This window comes from Streptomyces sp. NPDC006711 (assembly GCF_042869775.1).
Lineage (GTDB): Bacteria > Actinomycetota > Actinomycetes > Streptomycetales > Streptomycetaceae > Streptomyces.
Genome location: NZ_JBIAGO010000011.1, coordinates 12701 through 30265 on the forward strand (window position 1 = coordinate 12701; position 17565 = coordinate 30265).

General features: G+C 72.4%; 12 protein-coding genes and 1 pseudogene. 4 read left to right on the plus strand and 9 right to left on the minus strand.

Annotated features, from left to right (window positions below; all coding sequences use genetic code 11):
* Positions 1 to 23: 23 nt before the first annotated feature.
* The 3 genes from ACFYM2_RS21870 to ACFYM2_RS21880 all read right to left on the minus strand — a co-directional run bounded on the left by ACFYM2_RS21870 (position 24) and on the right by ACFYM2_RS21880 (position 5789).
* Positions 24 to 2627 (minus strand): sensor histidine kinase, encoded by a 2604-nt coding sequence (locus ACFYM2_RS21870; RefSeq protein ID WP_388838409.1) that lies wholly within the window; start codon positions 2625 to 2627, stop codon positions 24 to 26.
* 7 nt (positions 2628 to 2634) lie between these two features.
* Positions 2635 to 5040, minus strand: a complete 2406-nt coding sequence (locus ACFYM2_RS21875; protein WP_388838412.1) for a sensor histidine kinase — start codon at positions 5038 to 5040, stop codon at positions 2635 to 2637.
* Between the two features lie 104 nt (positions 5041 to 5144).
* Positions 5145 to 5789, minus strand: coding sequence for a hypothetical protein (locus ACFYM2_RS21880; RefSeq protein WP_388458137.1), 645 nt, complete (start codon positions 5787 to 5789; stop codon positions 5145 to 5147).
* Positions 5790 to 6374: 585 nt separating this feature from the next.
* On the opposite strand from ACFYM2_RS21880, the gene ACFYM2_RS21885 reads away from it, so the two are divergent.
* Entirely contained in the window at positions 6375 to 7301 is a 927-nt protein-coding gene (locus ACFYM2_RS21885; RefSeq protein WP_388458139.1) for an ABC transporter ATP-binding protein, read from the plus strand.
* Positions 7301 to 8014 (plus strand): ABC transporter permease, encoded by a 714-nt coding sequence (locus ACFYM2_RS21890; RefSeq protein WP_350230215.1) that lies wholly within the window; start codon positions 7301 to 7303, stop codon positions 8012 to 8014. The genes ACFYM2_RS21885 and ACFYM2_RS21890 overlap by 1 nt, the downstream gene beginning before the upstream one ends.
* Before the next feature lie 806 nt (positions 8015 to 8820).
* Here ACFYM2_RS21890 and holA read toward each other — a convergent pair.
* On the minus strand, positions 8821 to 9822 hold the full coding sequence (gene holA, locus ACFYM2_RS21895; protein WP_350230216.1) for a DNA polymerase III subunit delta: 1002 nt from the start codon (positions 9820 to 9822) through the stop codon (positions 8821 to 8823).
* Between the two features lie 89 nt (positions 9823 to 9911).
* Between holA and ACFYM2_RS21900 the strand changes: the two genes are divergently transcribed.
* Entirely contained in the window at positions 9912 to 10160 is a 249-nt protein-coding gene (locus ACFYM2_RS21900; protein ID WP_359000101.1) for a hypothetical protein, read from the plus strand.
* A gap of 52 nt (positions 10161 to 10212) precedes the next feature.
* Here the strand turns inward: ACFYM2_RS21900 and ACFYM2_RS21905 are convergent, their stop codons facing one another.
* A complete protein-coding gene (locus ACFYM2_RS21905) occupies positions 10213 to 11100 on the minus strand; it encodes a YceI family protein (protein ID WP_388454935.1) in 888 nt (295 codons plus the stop codon).
* A 309-nt stretch (positions 11101 to 11409) separates the two neighbouring features.
* On the opposite strand from ACFYM2_RS21905, the pseudogene ACFYM2_RS21910 reads away from it, so the two are divergent.
* A pseudogene (locus ACFYM2_RS21910) lies at positions 11410 to 11541 on the plus strand (pyridoxamine 5'-phosphate oxidase); the annotation flags it as partial.
* 159 nt (positions 11542 to 11700) lie between these two features.
* Here the strand turns inward: ACFYM2_RS21910 and ACFYM2_RS21915 are convergent.
* The 4 genes from ACFYM2_RS21915 to ACFYM2_RS21930 form a co-directional block, all read right to left on the minus strand.
* Positions 11701 to 14409, minus strand: a complete 2709-nt coding sequence (locus tag ACFYM2_RS21915) for a ComEC/Rec2 family competence protein (RefSeq protein WP_388838415.1) — start codon at positions 14407 to 14409, stop codon at positions 11701 to 11703.
* A complete protein-coding gene (locus ACFYM2_RS21920; RefSeq protein WP_388838418.1) occupies positions 14406 to 15188 on the minus strand; it encodes a helix-hairpin-helix domain-containing protein in 783 nt (260 codons plus the stop codon). The genes ACFYM2_RS21915 and ACFYM2_RS21920 overlap by 4 nt, the downstream gene beginning before the upstream one ends.
* A gap of 550 nt (positions 15189 to 15738) precedes the next feature.
* Entirely contained in the window at positions 15739 to 16584 is an 846-nt protein-coding gene (locus ACFYM2_RS21925; RefSeq protein WP_388838421.1) for a DegV family protein, read from the minus strand.
* A gap of 113 nt (positions 16585 to 16697) precedes the next feature.
* On the minus strand, positions 16698 to 17447 hold the full coding sequence (locus ACFYM2_RS21930) for a hypothetical protein (protein ID WP_388838424.1): 750 nt from the start codon (positions 17445 to 17447) through the stop codon (positions 16698 to 16700).
* Positions 17448 to 17565: the final 118 nt, after the last annotated feature.

Below are 17565 nucleotides of genomic sequence, written 5' to 3' on the forward strand. Positions count from 1 at the left end.
AAAACGGTCTGCGGAGTCGGCGGTCAGGCCGCAGTACCCAGTAAGTCGACCTCTGCCGTCAGCTCGAACCGGCCGTCGGGACGCGCCCCCGCCGTCAGACGGCCATTCACCGCCCGCACCCGCGCCGCGAGATTGCCGATCCCACTCCCCCCGCCGCCGGGCCGGGAACCAAGACCGGACGATGGACAGCCATCCACCCCGTCATTGACGACGGTGAGCCGCACCCCACCCGCCGCCGTCCGCCGAACCCGTATCTCACAGCAGGCCGCCCGACTGTGCCGCAACACATTCGTCAACCCCTCCCGCACCACCGTGGCAAGAACGGTCTCCACATCGACATCCCCCGGCAACACCCCACCACCCATATCCACCGACGCCCGAATCCCCGCCCCCTCCAACACCGCCACCGCACTCCCCACCTCCCCCACCAGACTCAACCGCTGCCGCCCCTCAGCCACCAACCGCACATCCGCCAACGCCCCCCGCACAATCCCCAACACCTCCACCAACTCCCCCCGCGCCACCTCAGGCCGACCCACCGCCAAACGCCGCACCAACTCACACTTCAGCGTCACCGCCGACAACCCAAAACCCAACAAATCATGCAGGTCACGAGCAAAACGCAACCGCTCCGTCGTCACCGCGAGCCGCGCTATCTCCGCGCGGGACCAATGCAGCTCATGCGCCAACCGCGCCAACCGCGCCAGCCCGTACACCACCAGCGCGCAGATGACGGTGTACGCCGATTCGTACGTCAGGTCCCACACGCCGTTGCCGATGCGGTACAGCTCGATGCCGCCCGCCGTCGTCACGACCGCGAGCAGGGGCCAGGCGGCGACGGCCGGCAGCGTCAGGAGCGCCGTGCCCCCGAGGAAGCCCGGCAGTCCCAGCCAGGTCGGGCCGAGGAACACCAGTGGCGCGAACTGGAGGAGCGTCAGCGCGCCCAGGGCGCCGCGCGTCACCCACGGCCGGCTGACCGGCCAGGCGTACCGCCAGTGGAAGGAGACCACCAGTTGCAGCACGAAGATGGCGACGACGCAGAGCTCCGTGGCGACGCCGTGGCCGAGGGTGGGGTGGTAGGCCATGGCCACTTCCGAGTACGCGAGGAAGTAACCCGCCAGGACCGCGAACGCGATCGCGGAGGCCGCGCGGGGCAGCATGTCAGGGTGCCCCAACCCCCGTGCGGAGGGCTGAAGTTGATGGGGCTCGCTAGCCTCCGGGACGGGCCGCCGCCCCGCCCCCCGCTGTCCCGGCCACGCGCGGTCCGGCACCGCCACCCGCACCGGAACCGCCCCCCGCACCGCCACCGGAACCACGGCTTCGAGGCGGAACCAACCCTGGCCGTCCGTGCCATGGGTGAGCGTGCCGCCGAGCTCACCCACCTGGGCGGCGAGCGTCGCCAAACCACCCCCGGCGCCACCCCCAGCGCCGCCCCTTGCACCCCTCGCACCCCGCGTCCGGCCGCCGCCATCGTTGGCCAGGGTCAGCACGGCGGACCCGTCGTCGCGCAGTCGCACCCGTATCTCGCACCGCTCGGTCCTGCTGTGGCGCAACATGTTCGTCAGGCCCTCCCGCAGGACGGTCGCGAGAACGGTGTCCACGTCGCCCGGCAGCTCCTCCCCGGCCACGTCGAGCGACGTGCGGATTCCCGCCGCCGAGAGCATCGAGACCGCCGCCTGGGCCTCGGCGGACAGCGACATCTCGCGGTAGCCACGACTGACCGAGCGCACATCCGCCAGCGCCTTGCGCGCGGTGCGCAGCACCTCACCCAGCTCCTCACCGGCCTTCGCCGGCGCCTCCGTCAGCAGCCGGTACGCCAGCTCACACCTCAGCGAGATCGCCGACAGACTGAGACCGAGCACATCGTGCACGTCACGCGCGAAACGCAGCCGCTCCCCCGCCACCGCGAGCCGCGACAGCTCCGCACGCGAACGGTGCAGCTTCACGATCATGTCGGACATCCGCGAGAGCCCGATCACGATCAACGGGATCAGCACCGCCTCGATCACCGCGTACACGGTGGTCTCCCAGCCGGTCCCGTAGTGGTAGAAGACCAGGCTGTCGGCCAGCGCGCCCAGGCAGAACAGCGCCCAGCCCACCACCCCGGGGAACACCAGCACCGCCGAAGCGGTCAAGAACGCGGCCATCCCGCCCCAGCCGACCCCGAACGCGAGAATCGGCGCATAGGTCAGCACGCCCTGAAGCCCCCACGTGGCGAACCGGAAGCGAGCGGGCCAGGGCGCAAGGCCGGGAAAGGAGTGGGCGAGCTGAAGCCCCAGGATCGCCCCGAAACCGAGCGCGCCGAGCGACAGCTCCCACAGCGGCGGATGCTCGAACCAGACCCACGCGCCGTCAATGACGAAGAAACCGACCAGGACCACGACCGTGAGGGCGATCGCCGTACGCCGAGGCAACGAGCCCCACCCGCCACGTCCCGCCTCCGGCTCGGGTTCCGGCTCTGGCTCCGGCTCCGGATTCGGCTCCAGCTCCGGTTCCGGCTCCGCGCGGCCGACAGTGTCGGTCCTCAAGGTCTCAGTCTCCCCCATGCTTGCTGTCTCGGTCGTCGTCAATGGCGCGTAGGAATCGGGTGGTTGAGGGGTGTCGAGGGTGGTGGCCGCGTACGCCACCGGCCCCTTACGCCCCCGCGTCGAGCAGGTCGACTTCCGCCGTCAGCTCGAACCAGCCGTCCGCCCGCTCCCGCGCCACGAGCCGGCCGTTCACCGCGCTCATCCGCGTCGTCAGATTAGCGATCCCGCTGCCCCCGCCACTCCCCGATCCCGGCCCCACCACCCCGCACGGGCCCACCCCGCACGCGCCCACCCCGTCATTGACGACGGTGAGCCGCACCCCGCCCGCCGCCGTCCGCCGAACCCGTATCTCACAGCGGGCGGCCCGGCTGTGCCGCAACACATTCGTCACCCCCTCCCGCACCACCGTGGCAAGAACGGTCTCCACATCGCCATCCCCCGGCAACTCCCCACCATCCGTATCCACCGACGCCCGAATCCCCGCCCCCTCCAACACCGCCACCGCACTCCCCACCTCCCCCACCAGACTCAACCACTGCCGCCCCTCAGCGACCGTTCGCACATCCGCCAACGCCCCCCGAGCTATGGACAGCACCTCCCTCAGCTCCTCCCGCGCCACGTCAGGCCGGCTCCCCGCCAAACGCCGTACCAGCTCACACTTCAACGTGATCGCCGACAGACCGAAACCCAACAGATCATGCAGGTCACGCGCGAAACGCAACCGCTCCGTCGTCACCGCGAGCCGCGCGATCTCGGCCCGCGACCGGTGGAGGTCACAGGCCAGCTGGGCCATCCGGGACAGCCCGTACACCACCAGCGCGCAGATGACGGTGTACGCCGATTCGTAGGTGACGTCCTGGAACGAGCCCCCGGACAGCTGGACCGAGACGCCACCGGCGACGGTCATCGCCGCGAGCACCGGCCACGCGGCGGCGGGCGGCAGGACGAGAAGTGCCGAGCCCGCGACGAAGCCCGGCATGCCGAGGTAGTCCGGGCCGAGGAAGAACCAGGGCAGGCAGTGGAGCAGCAGCAGTCCGGCGAGGGCGGCGAGACGCAGCGGACGGCCGTGGCGGGACAGCCGGGCCGAGCGCCACTGGAAGGAGATCGCGAGCTGGAGGAGGAAGGTGGCGCTCAGGCAGAGTCCGGTGGCGGCCGCGTGGCCGGGCGGTGGGTCGTAGGAGGCGGCGACCACGGCGTACGCGAGGAAGTAGCCGGTCAGGACGGTGAGCGTCATCGCCGTGGCGGCCCGGGGCGCCAGGTCGCGGTGGCCCCGGGCGGGTGCGGGCGGCCGGGCGGCGCCGTCCGCGCGCGAGCCGGCCCCGGGATCGGTGTCCCGGTCCTCCTGTGGCCGGTGGGGCAGGGGCCGGTGGGGCAGGGGTACGGCCGCTTCGAGGCGGAAGCAGCCCCGGCCGTCGTCGCCGTGCCCGAGGCTGCCGCCGAGCTGTCCGATCCGGCAGCCGAGGGCGGCGAGACCGCCGTCCGGTGCGCCCGTGAGGGGCCGGGTGCGTCCGACGCCGTCGTTGACCAGTGTCAACAAGGCTGATCCGTCGCGGAGTTCGGCCCGTATCTCGCACCGTTCGGCGTTGCTGTGGCGCAGCAGGTTCGTCAGACCCTCGCGCAGGGCGGCCGCGAGGACGGTGTCCACGGCAGCCGGCAAAGCGCCGGTCTCGATGCTCACAGTCGTACGGATGCCGGCGGCGGACAGCATCGAGACCGCCGCGTCCGCCTCGCCCAACAGCGACATCTCCCGATAACCACGACTGACCGAACGCACCTCCGCCAGCGCCCTGCGCGACGCACGCAGCACCTCACCCAACTCCTCAGACGCCCTCGCCGGCGCCTCCCCGAGCAACCGATACGCCAACTCACACTTGAGAGAGATCGCCGACAGACCGAGACCGAGCACATCGTGCACGTCACGCGCGAAACGCAGCCGCTCCCCCGCCACCGCGAGCCGGGACAGTTCCTCGCGTGTGCGGTGCAGCTTGATGATCATGTCGGACATCCGCGAGAGCCCGATGACGACGAGGGGGATGAGGGCGCCTTCGATGACGTTGTACGCCACGGTGCTGGTGCCGCGTCCGCTGTACAGACCCCAGCAGGTGAGCACGCCGACGCCGAAGAGCGGCCACCCGAACACGGCGGGCAGGACCAGGACCGAGGAGGCGGTGAGGAATTCGGCCATCCCGCTCCAGGCGAAGCCGAACAGAGGGAGAGGGGCGTAGGCGAGGACGGCCTGGAGGCCCCAGGTCGCGTACCGGTGGCGATGGAGGGCCGGCAGGAAGTGCGGGAAGGAGTGGATGAGTTGCAGGCCCATGATCGCCACGAAGCAGACCAGGGCGGCGGCGCGTTGCCACCAGGGCGGATTCTCGGCCCAGAGATAGACGGCGTCGGTCACGAAGAAACCGAGCAGCGCGACCACGGTCACGGCTATGGCCTTGCGCGGCGGAAGGACGACGCTGCCGATGTCGGCAGGTATTCCTTCCGGATGGCCGAGCCGTTCCGCTGTCAACTGTCCCCCATGGCTCGCGGCACCCGGTCACAAGCACCGCAAGCACCTCTCCGGTCCGGATCATAGGTAATCCGTTGGCCGGATCCCTAGTGCCCGGCCTGTTCTCACGGCGGGTCCGCACCCTGGGGGCCGACCGCGCGGAGCAGTCCGGCGGCGGCCGTGTAGGCGCGGGCGGCGCGGACGACGCTCCACGGCAGCGCGACACCGCGTGCTGACCGGAAATCGCCCCTGCCCGCTCGGAGGTGGAGGAGCAGGAGCGGGGCGTCGGGGCCGTGCAGTTCGACGCGGTGCTCACCGCCCTCGTACGCGAATACGGGATCGCGTCCCGGGCCGCGCAGTACCGCGCCGCTGGGCACGCGCAGGTGGCTCCCGGGCGCGGCGGGCGCCGGGCGGAACCGGGCCCGGGGCGAGAGCGGGATCACGCTCAGGAGCAGGGACGCGCCGATCGCGAGGTGGCGCACGGTGACGTGCTGGAGCGGTTCGAGGGCGCCGAGCAGTTCGCGGGACGCCTCGCTCCATTCGTCCTCCGGCACGTCGTAACCGGGGAAGCCGGGCACCACGTTGCCGAGCGAGACCGGGCCGAGCTGCATCCGGCGCAGCGCCTCACCCAGCAGCGCACCGGGACGCTCAAGCCGCAGTTCCCCCCACGGCGTGCGCAGCGCGGTGTGGGGGCCGGGCAGGTACTCGACGTCCTCAAGCAGCGACCAGAACTCCCCGAGCTCCCGGGCCCCGAGGCGGTCGATACGCATGAGAGGGGTCCTTCCCACCGGCGGGGTGTGGTGTGCGGGGCGTGGGGTGCGGAGGGTGTGGGTTCGCGGGCGTGCGGCGGGTGGTGTGTGGAGGGTGTGGGTTCGCGGGGCGTGCGTGCGGAGTGTGCGGGTTCGCGGGTGTGTGGCGGGTGGCGGGTGGTGTGTGGAGGGGTGCGCTGGTGGGGGCGGCGAGCCGTCGGCGGCCCAAGTACCGTCGCCCACAGACGAGTTGGGGCACCCTACGCCGACCACGGCAAGAGCCCGGCGCCCAGAACTCTGCCGGGTGCGGCCCATCGGCCCCAGTGCCGTGCTCACGGGATGGGCGTGAATCTTTCATACCCGCGACCGGGACAGCCGCATGCCGGTTTCAGGAGCACGGCACTGCCGCGATCAGGGCCCGGGTGACAGCTTGTGGGGGTGCTGGGAGCCGGGTGGCGCGAACGAACCACCGGGTCATCCGGCAGATCCGAACCCGGAGGCCCCGACCCGCCAGGCCCCACGGAACTGGTCCACACCGCCACCCCCTGGAAGGGCTGATCCGACATGCGCTCACTCACACACGAAAGGGAACAGGTGCCACCCCCCATGGCAGCACAGCACGGCCCGCCCGCGGTCGTCTTCACGGGTGTCGTCAAGGAGTACGGCGGTGTCCGCGCCGTCGACGGGATCGATCTGACGATCGGCCGCGGCGAGACGGTCGCCCTGCTCGGCCCCAACGGCGCCGGCAAGTCCACCACCATCAACATGCTCCTCGGCCTCTTCCCGCCGGACCGGGGAACCATCGAGGTCTTCGGCAAGAGGCCCGAACTCGCCATGCGTGCGGGGCACTTGGGCGCCATGCTCCAGGAGGGGAAGATGATTCCCCGGGTGTCGGTGCGCGAGCTGGTCGACTTCGTACGCCAGACCTACCGCAAGCCGCTGCCGCTCCAGGAGATCCTGGAACTCGCCGAACTCACCAAGATCGCGGGCCGCAACGTGGACCGGCTCTCCGGCGGCCAGGCCCAGCGGGTGCGGTTCGCGCTCGCCCTGGCCGGCGACCCGGACCTGGTGGTCCTCGACGAGCCGACCGCCGCCCTGGACGTCGAGTCGCGGCGCGAACTGTGGGACGCGATGCGGCGGTACGCCGAGCGCGGCAACACCGTCCTGTTCTCGACGCACTACCTCGAAGAGGCCGACGACAGCGCCGACCGCGTCGTCGTCATCGCCTCGGGCCGGGTCGTCGCCGACGGCACCACCTCGGGGATCAAGTCCATGATCGAGGGGCGCACGGTCAGCTTCGTGCCGCGCGGCGGCCGCGACGGATTCGACCTGCTGCCGGGCGTCTCCTCCGTGGAGTACCGCGGCGGCCGCGTCCACCTGCGTACCAGCGACTCCGACTCGACGGTGCACGCCCTGTCGCGCGCCGACGCCTTCACCGACCTGGAGATCTCGGGCGTGGGCCTGGAAGAAGCCTTCATCGCGCTCACCCACCAGTCCCGCCACGCGCCCGCTCCGGAAGGACGGACCACCTGATGCTCGGTTACATCCGCCTCGAAATCCTGCGGCTCGTCCGCAACGGCGGCTACCTCATGATGAGCCTCGTCATGCCGGTCGGCCTGTACGTCACCCTCGCGGGCGGCGGCCCCGACCAGGAGTCGCTGGTGCGGGCGATGGTGGGCGCGGCGGCGTTCGGCGCGCTCGGCGTGGTCATCACCAACGGCACCGGCATCGCGGAGGACCGGGCGCTCGGCTGGCTGCGTCAGCTGCGCCTCACCCCGCTGTCCCCGGTACAGGTCGTCATCGCGCGCGGCGCCGTCGCCACGTGCCTGGGCATTCTGCCGATCGTGGTCATCGGCCTGATCGGCAAGTTCTACCGGGGGGTTGACCTCTCGCCCGGCACCTGGCTGGAGATCTTCCTGCTGCTCTGGGTCGGCATCGCCCCGCTCGCGATGCTCGGCATCGGCATCGGCTACCTCTTCAAGGCGCAGCTCGCCCAGATCGCGGGCACCGTCTCGTATCTGACGCTCACGCTGCTCGGCGGCCTGATGATGCCGACCGACACGCTGCCCGGCTGGCTGCAACCGCTGTCGAAGCAGACCCCGGTCTACCGCTACGCCCAGCTCTCCTGGGACGCGGCCGCCAACACGGCGCCGAGCGGCACCGGTCTTGGCGTGCTTGCCCTGTGGACGGCGCTGCTCGCGGCGTTCGCCGCGTTCGCCTACCGCAGAGGCGGCCGCCACGCCTGACCCACCCACCCCTTACGCCCCATACACCCCGGGGCACCGGAGCACCGGAGCCCCGGCGTACCGCCGCCCCGCGAACCGTCCTCAGGAGGACCCCATGAGCCACCTCATCATCGGCCTCGCCGTCACCGTAGTCGTCTGCCTCATAGCAAAATTCGGCGGCGACGCCCTGAAAAACCGCCGCGACTGATCCCCCCTGGCTGCCGCAGCCCCGACCAGGTAGCGGCAGCCCACCCGGTCCCGGCGCGCCAGCCAACGCGCCGTCCCGGCCCGGCCCCGGGCCAGCGTTTGGACGCCCGTTCGGGGTCGCTGGCTGATGCGCGCGGCCCAAGCCCATCGGGGGCCGAGGGGGCGGGGCGCAGGCGAAGCCCACCAGGGGCGCGAGGGGGCGGGGCACAGCCCAAGCCCACCAGGGGCGCGAGGGGAGGGCACAGCCCAAGCCCGCCAGCGGCCGAGGGGGCAGGGCGCAGCCCAAGCCCACCAGGGGCGCGGGGAACTGCGCGACCAGCCACCGACAACCCGCAGGCAACGAACAACCACGACAGGGCAGAGGCCGACGGGCAAGGGCGCAGCCCAAGCCCACCAGGGGCGCGAGGGGGCAGGGCGCAGCCCAAGCCCACCAGGGGCGCGAGGGGGCAGGGCGCAGCCCGAGCCCACCAGGGGCGCGGGGAACTGCGCGACCAGCCACCGACAACCCGCACACACCGACCAAGGACCCCAGGGCGAAGCCCGGGGCTCAAGGGGCGCGGGGAACTGCGCACACACCCAACCCCCCGCACGCAACAGGCCAGCCACCCACCCCAGAATGGCTACCGCAAACCCGGGCCGGCGAGAGGCCTGGCAGCCCGCGCAACCGCAACCACGGCCTTCTCCAGAGCGTACTCAGGATCATCCCCCCCGCCCTTGACCCCCGCATCCGCCTCAGCCACAGCCCGCAGGGCCAAAGACACCCCCTCCGGCGTCCACCCCCGCATCTGCTGCCGCACCCGGTCGATCTTCCACGGCGGCATCCCCAACTCCCGCGCCAGATCGGCCGGCCGGCCCCCCCGCGCGGAGGACAGCTTCCCGATCGCCCGCACCCCCTGCGCGAGCGCACTGGTGATCAGCACCGGCGCGACCCCGGTCGACAACGACCACCGCAGCGCCTCCAGCGCCTCCGCGGCCCGCCCTTCCACCGCCCGGTCGGCGACGGTGAAGCTGGACGCCTCGGCCCGCCCCGTGTAGTAGCGCCCGACGACCGCCTCGTCGATCGTCCCCTCCACGTCCGCGCAGAGCTGGGACACCGCGGACGCCAGCTCGCGCAGATCGCTGCCGATCGAGTCGACCAGCGCCTGACACGCCTCCGGCGTGGCCGAACGCCCCAGCGCCCGGAATTCCTGCCGTACGAACGTCAGCCGCTCGGCCGGCTTCGTGGTCTTGGGGCACGCCACTTCCCGCGCCCCCGCTTTGCGCGCCGCGTCCAGCAGCCCCTTGCCCTTGGCGCCGCCGGCGTGCAGCAGCACCAGCGTGATCTCCTCGGCGGGCGCGTCGAGGTACGCCTTCACGTCCTTGACCGTGTCCGCCGACAGGTCCTGCGCATTGCGTACGACCACGACCTTGCGCTCGGCGAAGAGCGAAGGGCTGGTCAGCTCGGCGAGCGTGCCGGGCTGCACCTGGTCGGAGGTCAGGTCACGCACATCGGTGTCGGAGTCGGCGGCCCGGGCGGCCGCCACCACCTGCTGCACGGCGCGGTCGAGCAGCAGGTCCTCCTGGCCCACGGCCAGCGTGACGGGGGCGAGTGGATCGTCGGTGGAATTCTTCCTGGTGGCCATCGCCTTCCAGCATCCCACGGGCCACTGACAGTCCGGCCCGCTCCCGGCCCGCTCCCGGCCCCACCGCCCCCATACCGGAGAATGGGCAGGTGAACGATGTGACCCGACACGTACTCGTCCTCCCGGACCGCGACGCCGCCGAGGACGTGACCACCGAGCTGACCGACCTCTTCGCCCTCGCGGAGGAGCCCCAGCTCGTGCGCGACGCCCTGGCGGGCGAGGACGACGCCGAGGACGCCCAGTGGCTCGTCGTCGTGGAGGACCCCGACGCCCGGCTCGACCCCAAGGCCCTGGACAGCTTGGCCGCCGCCTACGACGGCTGGCTGGAAGCCCCCTGATCCACACGGCGGCCGGGCGCCACCACCGCCGGCCGTGAGCGCGAGCGGGGGGTCAGGCCGCCTTCGGTATGACCTGGATGTCGAGGTTGATCGAGATGGACGACCCGATCGCCGCGATCCCCCGGGCCAGCATGGTCTGCCAGGTGAGCGTGAAGTCCTCGCGGTGCAGTTCGGTGGTGGCCCGGCAGGCACCCCGGGTCTCCCCGCCGAGCCCGGTCCCCAGACCGAGGTACTGCGTGTCGAGCGTCACCGTACGGCTCACCCCGTGCAGCGTCAGGCCGCCGATGATCGCCCAGCGGCTGCCGCCCCGGTGCACGAAACGGTCGCTGTAGAACTCCATCGTCGGGTAGTTCCCCACGTCCAGGAAGTCACCCGACCGCAGGTGGTCGTCGCGCATCCCAACGCCCGTGTCGATGGAGGCGGTGTCGATGATCACGTGCATCGCCGACCCCTCCATGCGCTCCCCGATCCGGATGGCCCCGGCGAACGTGTTGAACCTGCCGTGGATGCGGGCCAGGCCGATGTGACTCGCGGTGAAGCCGATCTGCGAGTGCGTCGGATCGAGTTCCCACTCGCCCGGCTCCGGCAGCGCCGCAGGGGCTGCGACCTGGAGCATGACGTCGCCGAGCGCCGCGAGCCCGCTCGCGGTGACGGTGACGTTGCCGTGGAAGGGCGTGTACCCCTCGGCCGTGACGGCCAGCCGGTACTCGCCCGCCGGAACCGTCGTGACCACCGTCCCGAACGGGTCGGTCTCCCCGCCCACGACCCGGCGGCCCGAAGCATCGCTGACCACGAACTCGGCCCGCTGTACGGGCTCGCTGACCGGATCGAGCACCCGGCAGCTGAGCACGCCCGCGGTCGACGGAACGGCCAGGCCCGCCAGCGGCCCGATACGAAGCGGAGAACTGGTCGAGCTCTTGCCGAACCAGCGGCTGAACACTGTGCACGCACCCCCGCGCGAAGAAGTAACTGCCGGGCCGTGCTGGGGGCAGACATCCTCGTCCGTCCTCGCCACAGCAGGTCCCCGACCCGATGACGAAGACGCATTCGATCACTGATGTGCCGTTCGAGGCAAACGCGACGCCTAGTCACTGTTGCGGCACCTGTCACCAGAGGCCCGAATTGGCCATTCCGCTTCCCCGGACCCCAGCCCGCCCGCTTCCCGCCTGCGGCTCCCTGTCGTACGTCGCAGGTCCTGGTCCTCTCGGCTGAAGCAGACCAGGCCCAACTGCCGCTAGCGTCAAGGGGCATGATGATCTCCGAGCCGGCGCGCAGCCGCGAACAGCGCAAGCAGGACGTCCTGACGCGCCTCGAAAAGGACGAGGACGCCTGGGTGGCGACCGCCTCCCCCACCGGTGAACCACACCTCATACCTCTCTCCAGCCGGCCGCGAGCTGATGCGCGACGGCGCCTGGCTCGTCTGACCCCTCAACTTCGCGCGCGCCGCCAACATGGGCGCGTGACGGGCACGTGATGGGCACGTGTCGCGGGGCCGCCGCGCCGCCACCCACCCGGTGTCTCGGCCTCCGGTCGCGACCGGTCAGGGGCCTCGCCCCCGGGGCGCCGCTGCGGCCTGCGTCGTGTCGCGGCCCCGGGGCACGGCCCGCAGGGTGTCGCCCACACCCGTGACCGCGATCGCCCCGTCGGTGTCGGTCCGAAGGACCGCGGCACCCCACGCGCGCAGCACGGCGATCGTGCCGGGTGCCGGGTGGCCGTACCGGTTGCCCCGTCCGACCGAGACCAGCGCGAGCCTCGGACGTACGGATCGCAACAGGCCGGGCTCCTGATGCGCCGAGCCGTGGTGGGCGACCTTCAGGACGTCCACCCGGACCGGCATCGGCTGCCGCCGCGACAACTGCCGTTGCGCCGGGGGTTCGAGGTCGCCCGGCAACAGCAGGGTCAGCCCGTTGGCGGCACGGACGAGCAGCGTGACGCTGGCGTCATTGGGCCCGTCCGGCGCCGGAGCGGGTTGCGGTGGAGGCCACAGGACCTCCCACGAAAGCCCGCCCAGCACCCGCCGCTCCCCGAACCCGGCCGTCACCAACGCGACCCCCTCCGCCGCCGCGGTGCGCCGCACGAACGCCGCCTGGTCCGCCGGCTCCGCGAACCCCGTCGTCTCGATGGCCCCGACCGTCCGCCCCCGCAGCACCCCGGCAAGACCGCCCACATGGTCGGCGTGGAAGTGCGTGAGCACCAGCAGCGGGATCCGGGTGACGCCGAGTTCGCGCAGACAGCGGTCCACCGGCGCCGGCTCGGGCCCGGCATCGACCACCACGGCCGTGCCCTCGCCCGCTGCCAGCACCGTGGCATCCCCTTGTCCCACATCGCACATCGCGTACGACCAGTCCGGCGGCGGCCACCCGGTGACGATCCTGGTGAGCGGCGCGGGCCGCACCACGGCGAGCAGCAGCACGAGTGCGAGTGTCGCGGCCGCCCAGGGGTGTCGGGGAACCCTCCGCGCCAGGAGCGCCACCAGCGCGGTGACGACCGCGAGCAGCAGTCCCCCGGCCCAGCCGCCCGGCCAGCCCGACTCCGCGCCGGGCAGAGCCGCCCCGGTGCGCGCCACCGACGCGATCCAGGTGGTGGGCCAACTCGCGCACCAGGCAAGGAGTTTGGCGAACGGCATCGCGACCGGCGCCGCGGCGAGGGCAGCGAACCCCGCGACCGTCGCCAGCGCCACCCCCGGCTCGGCCAGCAGATTGCACGGCACGGCGACCAGGCTGATCCGCGCCGCGAGCACGGCCACCACCGGCGCGCACACCGCCTGCGCCGCCGCAGCGGCGGCCAGCACCTCGGCGAGCCTGGCCGGCACCCCGTGTCGACGCAGCGCCGCGCTCCAGCCCGGCGCGATGGTGAGCAGGGCCCCCGTGGCGAGCACCGACAGCAGGAACCCATAGCTGCGGGCCAGTTCGGGCGCGTACAGCACCAGCAGCAGGACGGTGGCCGCCAGCGCGGGAATCAAGGATCGGCGCCGGCCCGTGCCGATCGCCAGCAGCGCGACCAGGCCGCACGCGGCGGCCCGCAGCACACTCGGCTCGGGCCGGCACACCACCACGAACGCGATCGTGAGCGCCCCTCCGAGCAGGGCGGTCCCCCGCAGAGAGACCCCGAGCCGGGGAGCCAGGCCGCCCCGCTCGGCCAGCAGCGCCCGCCCCGGCGGGCCGATCAACAGAACGAGGACGATCATCAAGTTGCTGCCCGACACCGCCATGAGGTGGGTGAGGTCGGTCGCCTGGAACGCGGCGCGCAGCTCCGGTGTGACCCTGGACGTGTCGCCGACGACCAGCCCAGGCAACAGCGCCCTCGCGTCCGGCGACAGCCCCTTGGTCGCTTCCCGCAGCCCGGACCGCAGCTCACCGGCCCATCGCTGTACGGCATTCGGTGCTCCGATGACGCGCGGCGGCCCGTTCGGCACCTTGAGAACGGCGGCCACTTTCCCCTCGCCCGGCGCGAGCCGCGCGTCCACCCGCACCCGGGTGGACGGCAGCAGCCCCCGCCAGCTCCCGGGCGCCAGGACGAGCACCGGCGTATGGACGCGGCGCTCCCCGCCCTCGGCTCCAACGACCCGCTCCACCTCTGCGTCGACGGCTACTGAAGTGCCGCCCCAGCCCCCGGACCGGGTCGGCCTGGGATCGCCGGCGATCACCAACTCCATGGTGGCCCGACCGAACTCCCTCGCCAGTCCCGGCACGGGACCCCTGCGCGCCTGTTCGGCATGGAGCCCTCCGACCGTCATCCCGACAGCGACACAGACCAGCACCCCAGCGACCGCACCCCGATACCGCCAGGCACCGCCAACTCCCTTGTCGATGCCGTTCGTTGTGCTACCAAAGGCCGCCCCGCCCGGATCGCTTGTATCGTCGGCATTACCCGGATGACCCGCATCGCTCACACCACCCGGATCCCCCGCATCGCAGGCATCGCCCGCATCAGCTCCTCCGCGTCCCCGGGCCGCGTCGAATCCACCCACCGGCTCCGCGCCGCACTCCCCCTGGCGCACTGCCCGCGCCCCCTGCCGCCTCCGCGACAACCAGTCCCGCACAGCCGGAGCGACCAGCACGCCCGTCAAGGCCAGGCACAGAGCTACACACCAACTCGCTGCGGCACCGGCTAAGTTGCCCGCCAAGGCGGCCCCTCCCCATGCGCCCAGCGCCGGCCCCACCAGGCGTAGGTCCGTCGGTCCTTCCCGGTGCGGGTTGGCCACGCCGAGCCGGCCGCCCGACTCCGCGTGGATCTCCACGCGGCTCATAGCCGCACCAGGGCTTGCAGATCGTTGAACCGTCCTTCGCCGATCCCCTTGACCTCGCGCAGCTCACCGACCGACCGGAACCCACCGTGCTGCGTCCGGTAGTCGACGATGTGCTGGGCGAGCACGGGGCCAACTCCGGGCAGGGCGTCCAACTGGTCCGCCGAGGCGGAGTTGAGGCTGACCGGCCCGCTCGGGCCCGTACCTGTTCCGCCGCCGCCCGTACGACCCGCCCCGCCCGGTCCGGCGACGGGCGCGCCCCCGCCCGGCACTCCGGCCAGCACCTGTTCCCCGTCCGCGAGCAGCCTCGCCCGGTTGAGCCCCGTCAGATCCGTGCCCTCGCGGACACCGCCCGCCGCGGTCAGCGCGTCGGCGACTCTGGATCCGGCGGGCAGCCGGTAGATCCCGGGCCGCAGCACCTTGCCCCCGACGTCCACCACCAGCACACCGGCCGGCGAGGGCTCCGTGTTCGCGACCGGCGTGGGCGGCGAGCCCATGGCGCTCGCCTCCCCACGCGCCCCACGGTTCGAGCCGCCGCCCGCACTCTTCGTCCCAGGCGTGGCGGACGCCGGCCCCTCGGCCAGGGCGGGCGCGGGCACGGACCGGGGGCGCCCGGCCCAGAAGTGCCGGACGGTGAATCCCGTCGCGACCAGGAGGACCACGCACAGCGCGGCCAGACTGCGCGGCGCGAGCCCGCACCTCGTCTGCGCCCACAGGGGCAACCGGTCGCGCACCGCCGCCCACATCCGCTCCCCCGCGCCCACGCCCGTACCCACACCCATGCCCGCACCCGCAGGGGCGAGACGGGCCGGAGCAGCGGCATCGGCAGCGCGGGAGGGAGGTGGGGCTTCGGGCGGGATCGCGAGCGCGGACTCCCCCAGGCTGCGGGCGGTCGGCGCATCGGGGTCGCGGGGAGGGGCCGCCGTGCCCGGAGGCGGCGTAAGGAACAGCGCGTCCGCGCGTCTGCGCGCGGTCAGAACGGAGACGGAGGCCTGTACGTCGCTGGCCCGGCCGGACGGCACGGAGCCAAGGACAGGTGCAGGTGAAGGTGCTGGGACAGGTACAGGGACGGGTGCAGATGAGGGCGCGGGGCCGGTGGCCGTCGCCCGTGTGCCCCCGCTGCGGTGGGTGTGTCCTCGTCGGGTCCTGCCGTCCGAGCCGGCGGGCCGGCCCGGTCCGCTCGTGGCGGTGCGTCGTGATCGGATTTCCATGTCACGAGACGTTAGGCACTTCGCCCCGAATCCGCTGAGCACCCCCAAATCCGGTGGACAACCCACCAGTTGTGGATAACTCGGTCACCCGTGCCAGTGAATCAACCGGAGCCGAACCATCTCAGCGCGGCGAGACGATGGCGCCGAGCAGCCCCGGTCCCGTATGCGCGCCGATCACCGCCCCGACCTCGCTCGTGTGCAGATCGACGAGGCCGGGCACCCTCGTCCGCAGCCGTTCGGCGAGGGTGGCGGCGCGCTCGGGGGCCGCGAGATGGTGCACCGCGATGTCGACGGGCCTGGTGCCGGCCCGGTCGACCACGATCTCCTCGAGCCGGGCGATGGCCCGGGAGGCCGTGCGTACCTTCTCCAGCATGTCGATCCGGCCGTCCACGAGCTGGAGCAGGGGCTTGACGGCCAGGGCCGAGCCGAGCAGCGCCTGCGCAGCCCCGATGCGGCCGCTCCGCCGGAGATAGTCGAGGGTGTCGACGTAGAAGAACGCTGAAGTCTCCGCAGCCCGCTTCTCCGCCGCCGCCACCGCTTCGTCCAGCGTGCCGTCCGCGTCGGCGGCCTGGGCCGCCGCCAGCGCGCAGAACCCGAGGGCCATCGCGACCATCCCGGTGTCGACGACTCGCACGGGCACCGGGGCGTCCTTCGCGGCGAGCACGGCGGCGTCGTAGGTGCCGGAGAACTCGGCGGAGAGGTGCAACGAGACGATGCCGGTCGCTCCCGATTCGGCGATCTTCCGGTAGGCGGCCGCGAACACCTCGGGACTGGGCCGGGACGTGGTGACAGGGCGCCTCTTCTGCAGCGCGACGGCCAGCGAGCGGGCCGAGATCTCCGTGCCTTCCTCCAGCGCCCGGTCGCCCAGGACCACGGTCAACGGCACGGCGGTGATGCGGTGCCGCTCCATCGTCTGTGGCGGCAGATAGGCCGTTGAATCAGTGACGATCGCGACATGGCGGGACATGACCGGGAGGTTACCCGGCGATGGCGCCCCGTGGCAGCCCGGCCCTGTCCAATGATCGGTTCGGGTCGGCGCAAGTCGCCCGGATCCCGTGCCGCGCGCCGGTGTTCGTCTGCTCAGCTCGTCGCTTCGGGGCGGGCCGCCTTCTGCCAGGGGTACGTCACGGGAGGCTGGGTGGCGCCGAGCGCGTGCGGTGCTTCGGTTGGGGGCCGGTGCCGGGAGCGTTGGTCCCGTAGCTCCGGGGACGGGCCGCCCGGCGCGGCGGCGGCGGCGTGGTCGGCGTCCTCGTCCCAGGAGGGGGCTCGTCCGTTGGTGGGTCCCTTGACGGACCAGTCCCGCAGGGCTCCCGACTCCAGGTCGATCTGCTCGCTGAGCGAGGCCAGATCGTCGTCCGCGAACTGCCGGGCCCGGTCGCGGACGGCCCAGCGCAGCGAATCCGCCGAGCGCGTGATCCGTTCGGTGCGCTCGCGCAGCTCCGGCAGCCGGTCGGCGATCGTGCGCCTGTCCGGCTCGCGCTCCAGCCGCCTGAGCTCGTCGTCCAGTTCATGGCCGTGCCCGCTCAGCCGCTCGAACAGGGCGAGGGATTCCTTCAGGGACGCGTCTTCGCCGACACGCGCGTGCAGTGCCTCCTGGGTGGACCGCATCGAGGTGCGCAGCGAGAGGCGCAGCTGGGCGAGCTGGCCGGCGACGCCGGGCTGGGCCACGCTCTTGGCGCGCAGCGTGGTGTCCTCGACGGTCCTGCGGGCCTGGGTGACCGTACGCTCCACTCCGCGCTTCGCCGCTCCGACCACCTTGACCGTCACGTACACGCCGAGCACCACGAAGGCGACGAACAGCAGCGCCAGGATCAAGATCGCGGCTTCCATGAACGTCCCCTCGGTCGGTGTCGTCCCTCCACGGTAAACGCAACGGGCAGGCCGTGGGTTCCCGTGGAACCCCCAACCTGCCCGTAGGGGGAAGCCCCCTGTGCCGCTTCGGTCCTCA